The 14,712-nt window shown below is 52.6% G+C and carries 11 protein-coding genes and 2 pseudogenes; 4 read left to right on the forward strand and 9 right to left on the reverse strand.

What is annotated here, in order from left to right; genetic code table 11:
• Positions 1 to 62: 62 nt before the first annotated feature.
• Positions 63 to 722, reverse strand: a complete 660-nt coding sequence (locus JCM12308_RS30720; RefSeq protein WP_208978848.1) for a nucleoside transporter C-terminal domain-containing protein — start codon at positions 720 to 722, stop codon at positions 63 to 65.
• Positions 680 to 1,324 (reverse strand): Na+ dependent nucleoside transporter N-terminal domain-containing protein, encoded by a 645-nt coding sequence (locus JCM12308_RS30725; protein WP_208978840.1) that lies wholly within the window; start codon positions 1,322 to 1,324, stop codon positions 680 to 682. Before JCM12308_RS30725 ends, JCM12308_RS30720 begins: the two co-directional genes overlap by 43 nt.
• 577 nt (positions 1,325 to 1,901) lie before the next feature.
• Between JCM12308_RS30725 and JCM12308_RS21480 the strand changes: the two genes are divergently transcribed.
• Positions 1,902 to 2,828: a LysR substrate-binding domain-containing protein gene (locus JCM12308_RS21480; protein WP_054785026.1), complete on the forward strand. Its 927-nt coding sequence runs from the start codon at positions 1,902 to 1,904 to the stop codon at positions 2,826 to 2,828.
• A 29-nt stretch (positions 2,829 to 2,857) separates the two neighbouring features.
• Here the strand turns inward: JCM12308_RS21480 and JCM12308_RS21485 are convergent, their stop codons facing one another.
• The 7 genes and pseudogenes from JCM12308_RS21485 to JCM12308_RS21515 form a co-directional block, all read right to left on the reverse strand.
• On the reverse strand, positions 2,858 to 3,955 hold the full coding sequence (locus JCM12308_RS21485) for an ABC transporter ATP-binding protein (protein ID WP_054785027.1): 1,098 nt from the start codon (positions 3,953 to 3,955) through the stop codon (positions 2,858 to 2,860).
• A gap of 1 nt (position 3,956) precedes the next feature.
• Positions 3,957 to 5,021, reverse strand: coding sequence for a Gfo/Idh/MocA family protein (locus JCM12308_RS21490; RefSeq protein WP_054785028.1), 1,065 nt, complete (start codon positions 5,019 to 5,021; stop codon positions 3,957 to 3,959).
• A pseudogene (locus JCM12308_RS21495) lies at positions 5,018 to 5,862 on the reverse strand (carbohydrate ABC transporter permease). Before JCM12308_RS21495 ends, JCM12308_RS21490 begins: the two are co-directional and overlap by 4 nt.
• A 7-nt stretch (positions 5,863 to 5,869) precedes the next feature.
• The gene (locus tag JCM12308_RS21500) at positions 5,870 to 6,802 is read right to left on the reverse strand and encodes a carbohydrate ABC transporter permease (RefSeq protein WP_054785029.1); all 933 of its coding nucleotides are present in this window, start codon (positions 6,800 to 6,802) and stop codon (positions 5,870 to 5,872) included.
• Between the two features lie 94 nt (positions 6,803 to 6,896).
• On the reverse strand, positions 6,897 to 8,153 hold the full coding sequence (locus JCM12308_RS21505; protein WP_014283761.1) for an ABC transporter substrate-binding protein: 1,257 nt from the start codon (positions 8,151 to 8,153) through the stop codon (positions 6,897 to 6,899).
• A 129-nt stretch (positions 8,154 to 8,282) separates the two neighbouring features.
• Positions 8,283 to 9,230, reverse strand: a complete 948-nt coding sequence (locus tag JCM12308_RS21510; RefSeq protein ID WP_054785030.1) for an N-acetylmuramic acid 6-phosphate etherase — start codon at positions 9,228 to 9,230, stop codon at positions 8,283 to 8,285.
• A 166-nt stretch (positions 9,231 to 9,396) separates the two neighbouring features.
• Positions 9,397 to 11,364, reverse strand: a complete 1,968-nt coding sequence (locus JCM12308_RS21515; RefSeq protein WP_054785031.1) for a metallophosphoesterase family protein — start codon at positions 11,362 to 11,364, stop codon at positions 9,397 to 9,399.
• 417 nt (positions 11,365 to 11,781) lie between these two features.
• Here JCM12308_RS21515 and thiC point away from each other — a divergent pair, with 417 nt between their 5' ends.
• The 3 genes and pseudogenes from thiC (at position 11,782) to thiS (ending at position 14,711) form a co-directional block, all read left to right on the forward strand.
• Complete coding sequence (gene thiC, locus JCM12308_RS21520) at positions 11,782 to 13,581, forward strand: phosphomethylpyrimidine synthase ThiC (protein WP_054785032.1); 1,800 nt, start codon at positions 11,782 to 11,784, stop codon at positions 13,579 to 13,581.
• The gene (locus JCM12308_RS21525; RefSeq protein WP_054785033.1) at positions 13,578 to 14,519 is read left to right on the forward strand and encodes an FAD-dependent oxidoreductase; all 942 of its coding nucleotides are present in this window, start codon (positions 13,578 to 13,580) and stop codon (positions 14,517 to 14,519) included. The genes thiC and JCM12308_RS21525 overlap by 4 nt, the downstream gene beginning before the upstream one ends.
• A pseudogene (gene thiS, locus JCM12308_RS21530) lies at positions 14,516 to 14,711 on the forward strand (sulfur carrier protein ThiS). The gene JCM12308_RS21525 and the pseudogene thiS overlap by 4 nt, the downstream one beginning before the upstream one ends.
• Position 14,712: the final 1 nt, after the last annotated feature.

Here is a 14,712-nt window from a genome sequence, read left to right on the forward strand (position 1 = left end):
AAACGGGGAGAGCAAAGCTCCCCCCGTCACAGGCAATTCAGAGATTAAGGAAGAAAACTCTCTTACATTGCCAATGAGATAAAGATACCCGCGATTGCTGCGCTCATGAGGTTTGAGCAGGTTGCAGCCAGCAGTGTGCGAGGACCATACTTCGCGATGAAGTTCATGCGGTTTGGAGCCAGAACACCCAGACCACCGATGAGAATACCCATGGAAGAGATGTTCGCGAAGCCGCAGAGTGCGAAGGAAACGATTGCTTTGGTCTTTTCCTGAATGACCGGCAGACCCATTTCCACTGCGGTGGCATCTACGAGGTAGTTCTTCAGGTCGAGGTAAGCGACGAACTCGTTCACAACCAGCTTTTTACCGATCAGGGAACCTGCAACACCAATGTCAGCCATTGGAACACCCAGAAGGTAAGCGATTGGAGCGAAGATCCAGCCGAGGATCATTTCCAGAGACAGATCGAAGCCAGCGAAATCACCAACACCACCGAGGATCAGGTTCACCAGAGTGATCAGACCGATCATTGCAACCAGGTTTGCACCGATCGCGCCAGCAAGCTGGAGACCGTTCATTGCGCCCTGACCAGCAGCAGCAAGCACGTTCTCTGGCTTTTCGTCGCCAAAGCTCATGTCTTTTTCAACGGTGTAGTTGGTTTCTTCAGTTTCTGGCAGGATCAGTTTTGCGAAGAGAAGACCACCTGGAGCAGCATGAAGGATGCTGCGAGGAGGAACTCGATCTTAACGCCCATCAGCGCATAACCGCCGAGAACAGTACCTGCAACAGAAGCCATACCACCACACATGATGGCGAAGAACTCACTGTCGGACATCTTTGGCATGTAAGGCTTCACAACGAGTGGAGCTTCAGTCTGGCCCACGAACACGTTGGAAACTGCAGACATGGATTCTGCCTGGGAGGTACCCAGCAGTTTCGCCATGCCACCACCGATGACGCGAATAACAATCTGCATAACACCGAGGTGGTACAGAACAGCAATCAGTGCAGAGAAGAAGATAACGAGGCAAAGCACGTTGAAGGCAAATACGAAGCCAACGGTGTCGGAAAGTGAACCGTTGGTGAGGTTGCCGAAGAGGAAGTTAACACCGGAACGACCACTGTCGATCACACCGGCAATGCCCGTTGACATTGCGTGAAGAATGGCACGGCCAGCTGGAACGTAAAGAACGAAAGCGCCGATACCGATCTGGAGAGCCAGCGCACCACCTACGGTGCGGAGGTTGATCGCCTTGCGATTGGTTGAAACCAATACAGCAATAACGATCAGTGTAGCGATGCCAAGAAAACCTGTTGCGAACATTATGAGCTCCTCCCAGAGGCTCTGAGGTAAGTTGTTGATTATGGTTGGGGAGAATTTTGAGGTGCCGAAAGGCGACTAACCGTACCCACCTTCACGTGGACAGTTGAGATGGCCACCCGCATCCAACAAACGCTTTCCTATTGAAAAACAATGTAAAACGCCTGCGGTTGTAGAACCTTCCAATACCTCAAAGGGAATTACCGCTGCTGACAGAGTACGTACGGTGGGAGTTCGTGCGTAAGAGCCGTCGGTCTCCATGGAAGCGAGGCATACGACAGGCGCAGCACACTCACCTTGCGTAGGTGCGAATGTGGACTGACCCAATTGCATAATTTGCCTCACCTTTTAACTAATTCCCTTCGGTGAGGGCAAACTAGTTGCCTGAGAGGCAATTATTAAGTTTTTTAAATATATCAATCGTTTCGAACTTCGAAACAAACTATAAAATATTACGTAGAAAACCACGCTAGATAAGGACTATTTCGTAGATTATAGTTCTTGCAGAACATATAGAATAAAAATAGTAGAACTTTAAGAGCTACAACCTGGACAAAAATAAAAACAACAAAACAAGTTCATGCACGATCTCATTACATCCGGGCGCATTACTTTGCGTATGCTGCGTTACTTTCATCAAGTTGCAGTAAGTGGGCACTTTGGCCGCGCAGCGGAAGAGCTGCATATTTCTAAGTCACCGATGTCCATACAAATCAAAGAGTTGGAAGTTGCCCTTGGACTATCACTCTTTCAACGAGACTCCCGAAATGTTTCTCTCACAGCAGCAGGGCGCGTGCTGAAGCGTGAGTGTGAACAGATTTTCAAGGTGCTGGATTACGCCATAACCAACACGCAGCGGCAGGGTCGTGCCGAAAACTCAACCCTGAGCATTGGCATGGTGAGCAGTGCCTTCCTGGATGGATTTGCGAACTTACTTTCAGATTTCAAGGGCAAGCATCCAGATTGTTCCCTAAATTTTACAGAGCTGGCCCCTAATCAGCAGAAGGAAGCCCTCGACGGAGGCACCATCGATCTGGGCATTTGTCGCTATGGCGATACGCTCAATGAGCCAGCTTTGAACTCCAAAGTATTGGTGCGAGAAAATCTTATTTTGGCAGTTCCCAACACCCACCCATTGAAGGACCGTAGGGTGGTCGCACTGGAAGAGCTAAAAGATGAGGAAATGGCGGTATTGGATCGCAGTATGTCCAACTCAACGCCATTTTTGATCGCCCGCTGCAAAGATCAGGGGTTCTATCCTAAGGCTGCTTTTGAGGTGCAGGAGCCAAGCACGCTATTGGCACTGGTCGCTTCGGGACAGGCGATTGCGCTGGTCAGTGACTGCTTCCGCAGCCAGAAATCCAAGAACGTCCGGTTTATTCGCCTGAAGGAAGACATTCCTGCAGACCTTTGTGCCATCTACAAAAAGAACTATGAAACCGAAATTCTGCGCAAGTTTCTTCAGTTTATTGAGTTCGACTACAAACCGCAGATTGACGAAAACTGAGGGACCAAGACTGCCCCTCAGTTCAGCTGTTAAGCTGTTTCAGGCTCAACGATGCTCACTTCCATTCGCTTGCCCGTGTCTGCGTTAAACAGGTGAACGCCTGAAATGCCCAGTTCCACATAGACTTCGTCACCAGTCTGACGCTGTATTTCCGGGTTCTCCCGAACCACCATTTGCTCACTGGTTTCCAGCTCAACATGCACATAGGTGGTGTCGCCTAGATACTCCTCAAGCAGGACTTCGGCTTTCAGATAGCCCTCCCCTGCTTTGTCATGCAAAGCGCAGTGAGATGGGCGGATGCCGAGCATGACATTCGATGGAATGACCGAGGCCTTGTTGGAAACAGGAAGCTGTGTGCTGTCCTTCAGTTGAGCGCTGTTTTCAGTTAGTTTCTCCAGTTGTAGGAAGTTCATGGTGGGTGAACCAATAAAGCTGGCGACGAACAGGTTGGCTGGTCGTTCATACAGATCTCGCGGCGTTCCCACTTGCTGGATCTCACCATCATTCATCACCACAATCCGATCTGCCAGTGTCATAGCCTCCACCTGATCGTGGGTTACGTAGACCATTGTGGCGGATAAGCGTTGGTGAAGGCGGGCAATTTCCAAACGCACCTGACCGCGTAAAGCAGCATCCAGATTGGAAAGAGGCTCATCAAAGAGAAAAACCTTCGGGTCTCGGACAATTGCACGACCGATCGCAACACGTTGGCGCTGACCGCCTGAGAGCTGAGATGGCTTTCTGTCCATCAATGCGTCCAGTTCCAATGCTCTTGCACTTTCAGCCACTCGCTCCTTGATCTCAGCCTTCGAGTAACCGGCCTGTTTGAGCACCAGCTCCATGTTTCCACGCACACTGAGATGCGGATAGAGAGCGTAGGTTTGGAATACCATCGCGATTTCACGCTTTGAAGGTGGCAGGTGAGCGATGGACTTGTCGTCAATTGCGATGTCGCCTGCGCTTTCATCTTCCAACCCTGCCATGATGCGCAGAAGCGTGGATTTTCCGCAGCCGGATGGGCCGAGCAATACGAGGAACTCGCCGGACTTGATATTTAGATCAATTCCATCCAGCACGTTTTCGGCGCCAAAGGACTTGTAGAGAGATGAGATTTTTAGATTAGCCATATTACAAGTCCAGTTTCTGTGCTTTACCAGTTCGCACTGCTTGATCTGCTGCCAGAACAACAGCCAGTGAGTTCACTGCTGCATTCATGTGGTCTTCCAGATCCAGATCTTCGCGGATAGCTTTGAGTACAAAGGCTTGCTCCCTGTCGCATAGCGCCTGATGCCCCGGTTCGCCTTCCATACTGAGCACATCATCCTGTCGCGTGAACTCGCCATTGGCGTTTGTGTCGCCGTAATGGACACGAATGGTGGAGGTTTTGGTATGCATATCGATATCGTCAGAGCGCGCTTCGCCTTCCATGACGATGGAGACGCTTCCGTTCTTTGACACGACATCTTTCACAAAGAACGCGGTTTCTGACATCATCGGACCCCACCCTGCTTCGTACCAGCCGACGGAGCCATCCTCGAACAGCACCTGAAGGTGGCCGTAGTTGTACATGTCGTCCGGCAGTTCATCACTTAACCTCACGCCCATGCCTCGCACCTCAACAGGCTTGGCATCGGTGATCTGGCACATGACGTCGATGTAGTGAACGCCGCAGTCCACGATGGGCGATGTGGTTTGCATCAGTTGCTTATGCGTTTGCCAGGTGGCTCCACTGGACTGTTGGTTCAGGTTCATGCGGAACACATAAGGTCCACCTAACTTCCGAGATTGCTCAATGAGTGTTGTCCAGGATGGATGGTGACGCAGGATATACCCGACGACGAGCTTGCGCCCCAGCTTGCGGGCTGTTTCAACAACGCTTTGGGCATCTTCAACTGTGGTTGCTAATGGCTTTTCGACAAAGATGTCTGCGCCTGCTTCCATTGCCATGACGGCATACTCTGCGTGGCTGTCAGAGTAGGTGCAGATGGAGACGAGGTCTGGCTTGGTTTCGACCAATGCCTGCGCGAAGTCATGTTGGATTGTGTGGTGAGCCAGCTCTTCTGGTAACTCGACAGGAGAGCGGTTGATCAGGCCAACGATCTCAAACCCCGGATTGGCTTCATACGCCAGAGCGTGAGACTTGCCCATGTTTCCAAGGCCTACCACGAGCACGCGAATAGGTTTGTCACTCATTTGACTGCTCCTGAGGTTAGGCCCCGAATGAGCTGGCGCGAGAAGATCGTGTAAAGAACAAGCACCGGATGATCGCCAATGCCATAGCCGCCAGAATTGCATTCCAGTTGTTGGTGAACTGCCCCACAAACACCTGCGCACCGAGTGTGAGTGTTTTGGTATGCTCAGCCGGCGCCAGAATGAGTGGGAACCACAGGTCGTTCCAGACCGGGATCATGGAGAACACCGCTACCGTCGCCATTGCGGGTCTCACGAGTGGCAAAACAAGCCGGAAGAAGATGGAGTATTCCGAAAGGCCATCAATACGACCTGCGGATTTGAGATCTGATGAGACCGTGGACATGAACTCTGAGAGGATGAAGATCGCCAGCGGCAGGCCTTGGGCGGTGTAGACCAGAATGAGCGCCCAATGGGTGTTCACCAGATCCGTCGTGACCATGAGGCGGAGAATACCGACTGTACCCAGCCGGATTGGGATCATGATGCCCAGAGCCATGTAGAGCCCCAGCAAGCGATTGCCGCGGAACTTGTACTCACTGAGCGCAAAAGCAGCCATGGCCCCAAACAGCAGGATGAAGAACAGGCTGGCACCGGTCACGAACAATGAGTTCCAGAAATACAGTGGGAAGTTACCTTGCTGCAGCACTGTTGTGTAGCCGACCAGATCCAGAGTTTCAGAAGTTGGGAACTCCAGCGGTTGACGGAAGATAGCTTTTTTGGTTTTGAGCGAGTTGATCAGAATGAGGAGTACCGGGAACAGCGCGATCACTGCAAAGGCAAGCAGGATTATGTGCGCACCCAGCTCTGCCATTCGGTTTCGTCTTGCACGAGAAATAGCCATTTGCGCCTCACATCTCGTAGCGTGTCAGCTTGCGCTGAATGAAGAAGAGGTAGATGGCAACACCCGTCAGGATGATGAAGAACATCACCGTTGCGATGGCAGCCCCCATGTTGGGATCACCTGGCTGGAGTTGTTGCCCGTAGAACGTTCGGTAGAGGATCGTACCCAGCAGATCGGTCGAGAAGTTTGGTCCTGCCAGTGGACCTTGCGTGGTGTAGATCAGGTCGAACGCATTGAAGTTGCCCACGAATGTGAGGATCGAGATGATGCCGATGGTTGGCAGAATAAGGACCAGTTTGATTTTGAAGAACTGAGAAATGCCGGTCACGCCATCACATTCAGCGGCTTCAATCACCTCATCTGGAATAGAAAGCAGTGCGGCATAGATCAGCATCATAGGAATGCCAATGAACTGCCAGACGGAAATGAGAGAGAGTGTGGTGAGCGCGGTCTCTTCCTTGCCGAGGAACGGCAGATACCAGCTGCCAAGCCCGACTGACTTCATCAATCCTTTCGACACCCCCCAGAGCGGAGACAGCATCAGCTTCCAGACGAAACCGACCACCACGAAGGACAGGAGCGTTGGCATGAAGATGGCTGTGCGGTAAAGCTTTTTGCCCGGCAGGTGGACCATGGAGAGCAAAGCTGCGATCAGAATGCCGATCGGGTTCTGCACCAGCATATGGATCATGAAGAAATAGCAATTGTTCCAAAGCGAGTTCAGGAATGGTTCGACCCAATATGGATCGAAGAACAGCTTGATGTAGTTCTCAAAACCAACAAATGAGACCACCTGCGTGGTTGTGTCTCTTTGGAAGAACGAAAAGCGCAGCGTTTCAGCCAGCGGCAGGATCATGATCATCGTATAGACGATGACTGCCGGTGCCAGAAAGACGAGTACGTGCCAGCGAAACGGCTTCTTTTTCCGCTCACTGACCATAAGGTCTTGTTCCACTTCTATCATCTCTCATTGCGAGGCAGATGCGCAGGCGAGCTGCACATCTGCTGTTTTGTGTTCAGGTAGGAGAGATGCCTTAGTCCATCTGAGGCTCATACCAGGAGCTCAGCCCCTTCTGCAGCTGGTTGGCTGCATCCTGAGGTGACTGCTTGCCATTGATGACGTTTGCAGAAACCACCCACATTTCGTTCCAGAGGTTTGGCGTACCGCGAGAAACGATCTGTGCAGCTGAGCGGTTGGTGGACTGACAGTCCTTACGCCATGAGATGAACTCATCAGCGAGAGGATCAGACAGGGAGATCTCATGCTTGGACAAGGAGAAGAAGCCCGGAACAGCGTTGGAATAGAGTTCCGCAAACTCTTTGGTGCCCATCCACTCCAAGAACTTCATCGCAGCTTCGGCATTTGGAGATGCTGCATTCAAGCCGATGCCGATATCGGTGTGGTCTGAGATGTAGCAGCTGTCACCTTCTGCTGGCAGAGGTGGACGGAATGCACCCAGCTTGAAGTCTGCATCGCGGTTAAAGCCTGCGATTTCCCATGAACCTGATGGATAGATTGCGGCACGGCCCAGCGTGAAGAGTGTCTGACTGTCCGGATAAGATTGAGCTTCATAACCATCACCAAGGTAAGGTCCCCAGCTGGCCAGAACCTCAAATGGCTTCACCCAGCCTTCATCTGTCAGTTTGCCTGTACCGGCGACGATGGCTTTGCGGCCCTCTTCACCCTTCCAGTACATAGGACCGATGTTCTGGTAACCCATGGCAGCGGATTCCCACTGATCCAGTGTGCCCATGGCCATTGGAATGTAGTTGCCGTCTTCCTTGATTTTGTCGAGCACTGCCATGAACTCAGCCTGAGTTTTTGGTGGCTCGACACCGATCTCAGCGAAGGCATCCTTGTTGTAGATGAAGCCGTGGATCACGGCAGCCATTGGCACGCAGAAAGTTGCGCTGCCATCATCTGTGCTCCAGGCACCTTTGGCTGAATCCGGGAAGTTGTCGAGCGTTGCCATGCCCTGAAGGTTCTTCAGGTAGCCTTTGCTGTAAAGATCCAGCGAACCATCGAACGGACGACAAGTGATCAGGTCACCAGCAGTGCCACCTTCCAGCTTTGCATTTAGTGCCGCGTTGTACTGTACCGGAGCAGTTGGTGTGAACTTGATTTTGATATCGGGATGCGCCTTCATAAACGCAGGCAGAATGGTTTCCTGCCAGATGCTCAAATCATCATTGCGCCAGCTTTCAATTGTCAGCTCTGAAGCCGCAAATGCGAAGGACGCGGAGCCCAGCAGCAAAGACGCAGCAATGCCCGATGACAAATAGTGTTTCATAAATTCCTCCCATAACAAATGATCGAATACCGCCTTGAAAAACTGCCGGTATCGCAATTCGCCTGCCCCCCAGCGGGCGAATATTCTTTTAGGCATCAGGTGATTGAAATAGCTCACCTGATGCAAAAGCTATTCGGGTTGATGCAACCCAAGAACCTGAAGAGATTCTCCCAAATCTCCCTGAGTTTCTGCCAATACATTGGTGGCTTGTTGTTTGGTTGCACCAAGCACCAACAGCACAGCCAGCTTAATCTGATTACCGCTTTCATGCAGGGATGCTGCAGCTTTTTCCTGCGAACAGCCGGTGAGTGAGACCACCATGTCTTTTGCACGTTGATCCAGCTTGTCGTTGGTCAGCTGCATATCGACCATGTAGCCGCGATATACCTTGTTCAGCCGCACCATCAGGGCAGTGGAGAACAGGTTGAGAGCTGCCTTCTGGCTGGTCCCTGCTGATAGTCGCGTAGAGCCTGCCAGCACTTCCGCGCCGGTTCTTAAAAGAACTTCGTGCTCCGCGTCTGCCAGCAATGGGCTCTGCGGATTGTTGGCTAATGATATGGTCAGTGCGCCTGAGGCACGAGCTGTCTGGATTGCAGCACGGGTGAATGGCGTCGTGCCACTGGCAGCCAGACCCAATACAACGTCCTGAACGCCAACCTTATGTTCTATGACAAAGTTTCGGCCCGCTTCTACACTGTCTTCTGCCCCTTCCTGAGGACGCAGAAGACCTGCTTCGCCGCCTGCCAAACCGTAGATCAAACGCTCTTCTGGCCAGCCGAATGTGGGAATGAGTTCAATGCCATCCAGAACGCCAAGGCGGCCTGAAGTTCCTGCACCAACATAGACAAGCCGACCCTCGCCTGCCTTTAGTCGCTGAGCAGTCGCATCAACGGCGGTCTCCAGTTCGCCCAGCGCGGCCCAGACTGCATTGAGGGCCTGCATCTGGCCGCCCAGCAATGCTTTGAGAACCTCATCGGTCCCCCATGTTTCCAAGCCTGCGTAACGTGAAGATCTTTGCTCGGTTTCTCGCCATTCTCGTGGATTGGAATGTTCTGGAAACCCGACTTTTCTGGACATGCTGGACACGAGACTCTCCCTGATACCAATAGCATACCAACAACTCGCGATATGGCAATGATATATTAGAGAGAGCTCTTAATTTGGGTAATTCTAATAAATTTCCAGCATTTACCTGAGACAGTTGCAGACCACAGGTATTATTTTGGCTCTAGATTTTTTGTCGTTAATCCCAGCGAGCTTCTTCTTCCCGGCGTACGAACACAACCTGCCGACCATCTGGCAGCAGCTGGCTGATTTGATCGGGCCCGCCATGTTCATCAAACTCAACTAATCCAATGCCACTTGCATTCAGCAGGCGACGACCGTGTTGCGTGCCGACTGGCTTACGCGGGATCACTTTCATCCCTCGCCGTCTCGTGAGCCAGTTTAGCGGTGAGCGGGGCGCATAGAGCCAACGGTTCAGATGATCGAGTTTGTCCAGCAGCTTTGCGGGGAACTCGTTCTTGATGCCACTGCTGCAGATTTGCCAGATGTCCGGCCCTCTGGAATGGCCGCGCAGTTCTACGTCATACACAAACGAGTAATGCACATCTCCGGAGAGGATCGTGAAACGGTCTGGCGTTTTCCGGTGACGGAACACATTCAAAATGCCATCTGCCGTTCCCGGATGAGCCATCCAGTATTCAGCGTCCACCATAAGCGGCTTGCCCATGAAGGTGAGGAGCTTCTGAAGGGTCTCAATCAACTTAACGCCGAAAATTGGCGCAGCGGATACAAGCAGGACAGCATCCTTGCCGCGAAGGGATCGCTGAAGATCAGTGACAGCTTCCCAATCCAACAAGCCAGAGGGTAGATACCCCGCACGTTCTGATCTCCATCTGCGTGTGCGGGTGTCCAGCACCAATAGTGGCGGGTCCAGCTCCCAGTGATAGTCCCAGTTCTCAAAGCCAAAGAGGTTGTCCAGAAACTCATCGTAGGCGTTTGTGCCGGGTGTCTTGAAGACCTCAGTCATCTCATTCAGTAGTCCACCCGCGAAGGCTTCCGGTTTGTTACCCCAGCCCTGATTGAGCATGTAGGCGCACAGGGCATTACCGATGATGCGGCGGGAGAACGGGTGACCGTAGGCGGTTTCTTCCCAATCACGATTGAGGTTCCAGTCGTCCGTGACATCGTGATCGTCAAAGATCATCGCAACTGGCAAATGCGCAAAGAGCCTGCGGACCTGACTGAGGCCTGAGACAAAGTCCTTCAAGATTTCCTGCTCAGTCTCATAAAGCTCTGTTTCTTCAGGTGTTAGACCCTCAGGTTTATCTGTCTCAACAAGTTCCCATGCAGCAGGTGACCAGACAAGCAGATACATCGCCAAAAATTCAGCAAGTGTAATCAGGTGGTTGTGAGCATGGTCAGCCGTAAAAATCGGCTTCTCTACCCCACCAAACAAAACAACCCAGAGCTTCCGGTTCTTCTCCAGATTGGGCAGAAACTTTTCACGCCGATAGTAGGTATCACCATGGCTATACAGGTCTGATGCAGTGTCGGGGATCTTGCTTTCCAAGCCACTCAACTGCTCCTCTGTAATGCCGAGCTTTTCGATGAGCGAATGGATTGCTCGCAACATCGGGCCAGCTACATCATCAGAGTAGATCTGGTCACCGCTCATCACCAGTGCAGCAGGCCATTTTTCCTGATCGATCTTGGTCTCGCCATTCGATGCAATATGCTTGGCCAGAAACTGGTCCGCAGCAACCAAGCCATCACCGGATTCGTGATGAGGCTTACGGCAAGAGCCGTGCAGAAGCGAAGACACTTTGGAGCTGAGAAGGAAGCCGGGAAGCGATTGACCTTCATAACAGAGATCAGGTGCCCAAGCCGTGTGATCTTGCCAGCCCGCTGCTTCATCATCTGCCATACGCAAAGATAGGCGATAGTTGACCCAGACATCCTGTGGCAGTGGCTGATGAAGCGGAAGGTCGATCAACAGGTAATGAAGGTGTGTGCCTGCTGAAATCAGGTTCACCTCTGCCTGCTTTTTGGAAAGCTCATAGGTTTGCGGATCACCGCCTTGGGGCAGTAGCTCCAGCTTTACATCTGCCGGTGCGCGGACAGCGAGCCAGAAGGTTAAACGGTTGGTTTCTAATCGCCGCAGAATAGGGCCGGCAAGAACAGACGGGAGAGAAGAGGTTTCAGGCATTCGTTGATATTATTAGTTGCGATATCCAGAAGTGAAATTCTTAGATGAGAGATAGGTGCGCAAACCGCAAAATCCAATAAGGGCCAACAACTCCCCTCTCACCAAAACTAAATTACAGAAGATTTCTGAACCTCACCTGAACCGAACCTGCCTTGACAGGCTCTTCTAATAGGTCTAGCAAAAACACGTATGCAGGGGAGTCTCACCTAGGAGACTGAGAGGCTGACAGAGCGCAAGCTCGGCGACGCGACCCTTTGAACCTGACCCAGTTGACACTGGCGTAGGAAGCACGGGTCGCGCGGCCTGTTATCAGGGGTATTGTATCCACCGCGATCCACTCAGCAGGAGATCTTCCTGCCGTTTCCCAGCCAAAACTCATCTGGTGTCTTTCGAGTTATGAACTTGAGGAGCACCATTATGACTAGCCCAAAGCCATCCATCACTACAGGCTGTCTGCCTGCATCACGCAAGATCTACGTGAGTGGCAATCTGCATGAAGACGTACGCGTCCCGATGCGTGAAATCAGTGTCCATCCAACTGCAGGCGAACCACCGTTGCCAGTCTATGACAGCTCCGGCCCCTACACTGACCCAGCGGTCACAACCAATATTTCCGAAGGTCTGCCAGCGTTGCGGCGTAAGTGGATTGAGGCTCGCGGAGATGTGGAAGTTTATGAAGGCCGGGAGATCAAACCTGAAGACAACGGCTTTGTGCAGGGTGAGCGATTGGTTGCTGAGTTTCCAGTGAAGCCGCAGCCTCTGCGTGGCAAGGACGGCACGGCTGTGACACAGCTGGCTTATGCCCGCGCTGGCATCATTACGCCGGAGATGGAGTTTGTTGCTATCCGCGAGAACCAGATGCGGGAAGCAGCAACTGAAGAGCGATCTGGCAATGACTGGGGCGCGAGCATTCCCGATTACGTAACGCCGGAGTTTGTTCGGGATGAGGTTGCGGCAGGTCGTGCGATTATCCCCTCCAACATCAACCACCCCGAGAGCGAGCCGATGATCATTGGCCGGAACTTTCTGGTCAAGATCAACGCAAATATGGGCACGTCCGCTGTTACCTCTTCCATGGAGGAAGAAGTAGACAAGATGGTTTGGGCGATCCGTTGGGGTGCGGATACGGTTATGGACCTCTCAACAGGTCGTAACATTCACAACACTCGCGAGTGGATCATCCGCAACAGCCCGGTGCCGATTGGGACGGTTCCGCTTTATCAGGCACTTGAGAAAGTAAATGGCATTGCTGAGGATCTCACTTGGGAGATTTTTCGCGACACGCTGATTGAGCAGGCTGAGCAAGGGGTTGATTACTTCACCATCCATGCTGGTGTGCGTCTACATATGGTGCCAATGACCGTTAATCGCGTGACGGGCATTGTTTCTCGTGGCGGCTCCATCATGGCCAAGTGGTGTCTGCATCATCATAAAGAGAGCTTCCTTTATGAGCACTTCGCTGAGATCTGCGATATCTGCCGCCAGTATGATGTGGCTTTCTCCCTTGGCGATGGCCTGCGTCCGGGTTCCATTGCAGATGCTAATGACGAAGCACAGTTTGCAGAATTGGAAACACTTGGCGAGCTGACCAAGGTCGCATGGGCCAAGGATTGTCAGGTGATGATCGAGGGGCCGGGCCATGTGGCCATGCATAAGATCAAGGAGAACATGGATAAGCAGCTGGAATGCTGTCATGAAGCGCCGTTCTACACGCTTGGCCCTCTCACTACAGACATCGCCCCCGGTTATGACCACATCACCTCTGGCATTGGTGCTGCGATGATCGGTTGGTTTGGCTGTGCCATGCTTTGTTACGTGACGCCGAAGGAGCATCTGGGCCTACCGGATAGGGATGACGTGAAGACTGGCGTAATCACCTACAAGATTGCAGCTCATGCTGCTGATCTTGCCAAGGGATTGCCAGGTGCTCAGCGGCGGGATGATGCACTTTCACGAGCACGTTTTGAGTTCCGTTGGGAGGATCAGTTCAACCTATCCCTCGACCCGGAAACAGCGCGCAACTTCCATGATGAAACATTACCGAAAGACGCGCACAAGGTGGCGCATTTCTGTTCCATGTGCGGGCCAAAGTTCTGCTCTATGCGGATTTCTCATGACATTCGGGCGGAGGCGCAGAAGGAAGGCATGGAAGCGATGGCGGCCAAGTTCCGTGAAGGTGGAGAGCTTTACCTTCCATTGGCGGAGGCGGAGCAGTGATTACGATTGCAGGAGCTGGCCTTGCGGGGCTGGCTTCCGCCTATGAACTGGCAAAGCGTGGTGCATCTGTCACTATCTTCGAGAGGGCAGAAAAGCCAGGAGAAAACAGCGTTGCCCGGTTCGCGGGCGGCATGCTGGCTCCATACTGTGAGCGGGAAAGTGCGGAAGAGAATGTCATCACGCTTGGATGCACTGCGGCAGATTGGTGGGCTCAGGTCACGCCAGTCACGCGGCATGGAACACTTGTGGTGGCACCGCCACGAGATCATGCAGAACTGACACGGTTTGCACGGCGGACGTCTCATTTTGATGAAGTTGATGGTCAGGTAATCACTCAGCTTGAACCCGCTTTGGAAGGACGGTTTGAGCGAGGGCTTTTCTTCAAAGAAGAGGCGCATCTTGATCCTAGGCAGGCACTTGCTGATCTGACGAAAGCGGTTGAGGAGCTTGGCGTGGAGATCCGCTATGGCACTGACGCGCCTTCGCGGGTTGATCTCAACTGCACGGCAATGGCGGCTGGTCTGCCTGACTTGCGGGCTGTGCGTGGTGAGATGGCTGTTTTGCATTGCCCGGATGTTAAGCTGTCTCGTGTCATCCGTCTCCTGCATCCGCGTATGCCGCTTTATCTGGTGCCGCGTGCCGATGGGCTGTTCATGATTGGGGGCACGATGGTGGAGAGCAGCTCAGACCGACCTCCCACACTCAGATCACTCACAGAGATGATGAGTGCGGCCTTCGCTATTCATCCGGCCTTTGCGGAGGCGAGTGTGGTGGAGATTGGTGCAGGCTTGCGACCTGCTTTTCCTGACAACCTTCCTCGTCTTGTTGAGCGCGATGGCGTGCTTCATCTCAACGGGCTTTATCGCCATGGCTTTTTGCTGGCTCCGGCAATGGCGCAGCAAGCAGCAGAGCAGCTTTTATCGGAGACTTGCAAATGAAGATTATCGTGAATGCAGAACCGCGCGAGGTTGCTGGCAAAACTTTGGCTGATGCTCTTACCGAGTTGGAATTTACCAGCAGCAATCGCAGCAGCCCTGAACGGCAATTTTGTGCCGCGTGAGGACTATTCAGAAACACCACTTTCAGACGGTGACAAGCTGGAAGTTCTGGCTCCAATGCAGGGAGGTTGAG

The organism is Pseudovibrio denitrificans JCM 12308, from assembly GCF_001310815.1.
Classification (GTDB): Bacteria; Pseudomonadota; Alphaproteobacteria; order Rhizobiales; family Stappiaceae; genus Pseudovibrio; species Pseudovibrio denitrificans.

Bases quoted from the DNA above. Each gene is read 5' to 3' on its own strand.
- thiC (WP_054785032.1), top strand. From the start codon at position 11,782: ATGACTAGCCCAAAGCCATCCATCACTACAGGCTGTCTGCCTGCATCA.
- JCM12308_RS21485 (WP_054785027.1), bottom strand. From the start codon at position 3,955: ATGGCTAATCTAAAAATCTCATCTCTCTACAAGTCCTTTGGCGCCGAA.
- JCM12308_RS30725 (WP_208978840.1), bottom strand. From the start codon at position 1,324: ATGTTCGCAACAGGTTTTCTTGGCATCGCTACACTGATCGTTATTGCT.
- JCM12308_RS21500 (WP_054785029.1), bottom strand. From the start codon at position 6,802: ATGGTCAGTGAGCGGAAAAAGAAGCCGTTTCGCTGGCACGTACTCGTC.
- JCM12308_RS21490 (WP_054785028.1), bottom strand. From the start codon at position 5,021: ATGAGTGACAAACCTATTCGCGTGCTCGTGGTAGGCCTTGGAAACATG.
- JCM12308_RS21480 (WP_054785026.1), top strand. From the start codon at position 1,902: ATGCACGATCTCATTACATCCGGGCGCATTACTTTGCGTATGCTGCGT.
- JCM12308_RS21510 (WP_054785030.1), bottom strand. From the start codon at position 9,230: ATGTCCAGAAAAGTCGGGTTTCCAGAACATTCCAATCCACGAGAATGG.
- JCM12308_RS21515 (WP_054785031.1), bottom strand. From the start codon at position 11,364: ATGCCTGAAACCTCTTCTCTCCCGTCTGTTCTTGCCGGCCCTATTCTG.
- JCM12308_RS21505 (WP_014283761.1), bottom strand. From the start codon at position 8,153: ATGAAACACTATTTGTCATCGGGCATTGCTGCGTCTTTGCTGCTGGGC.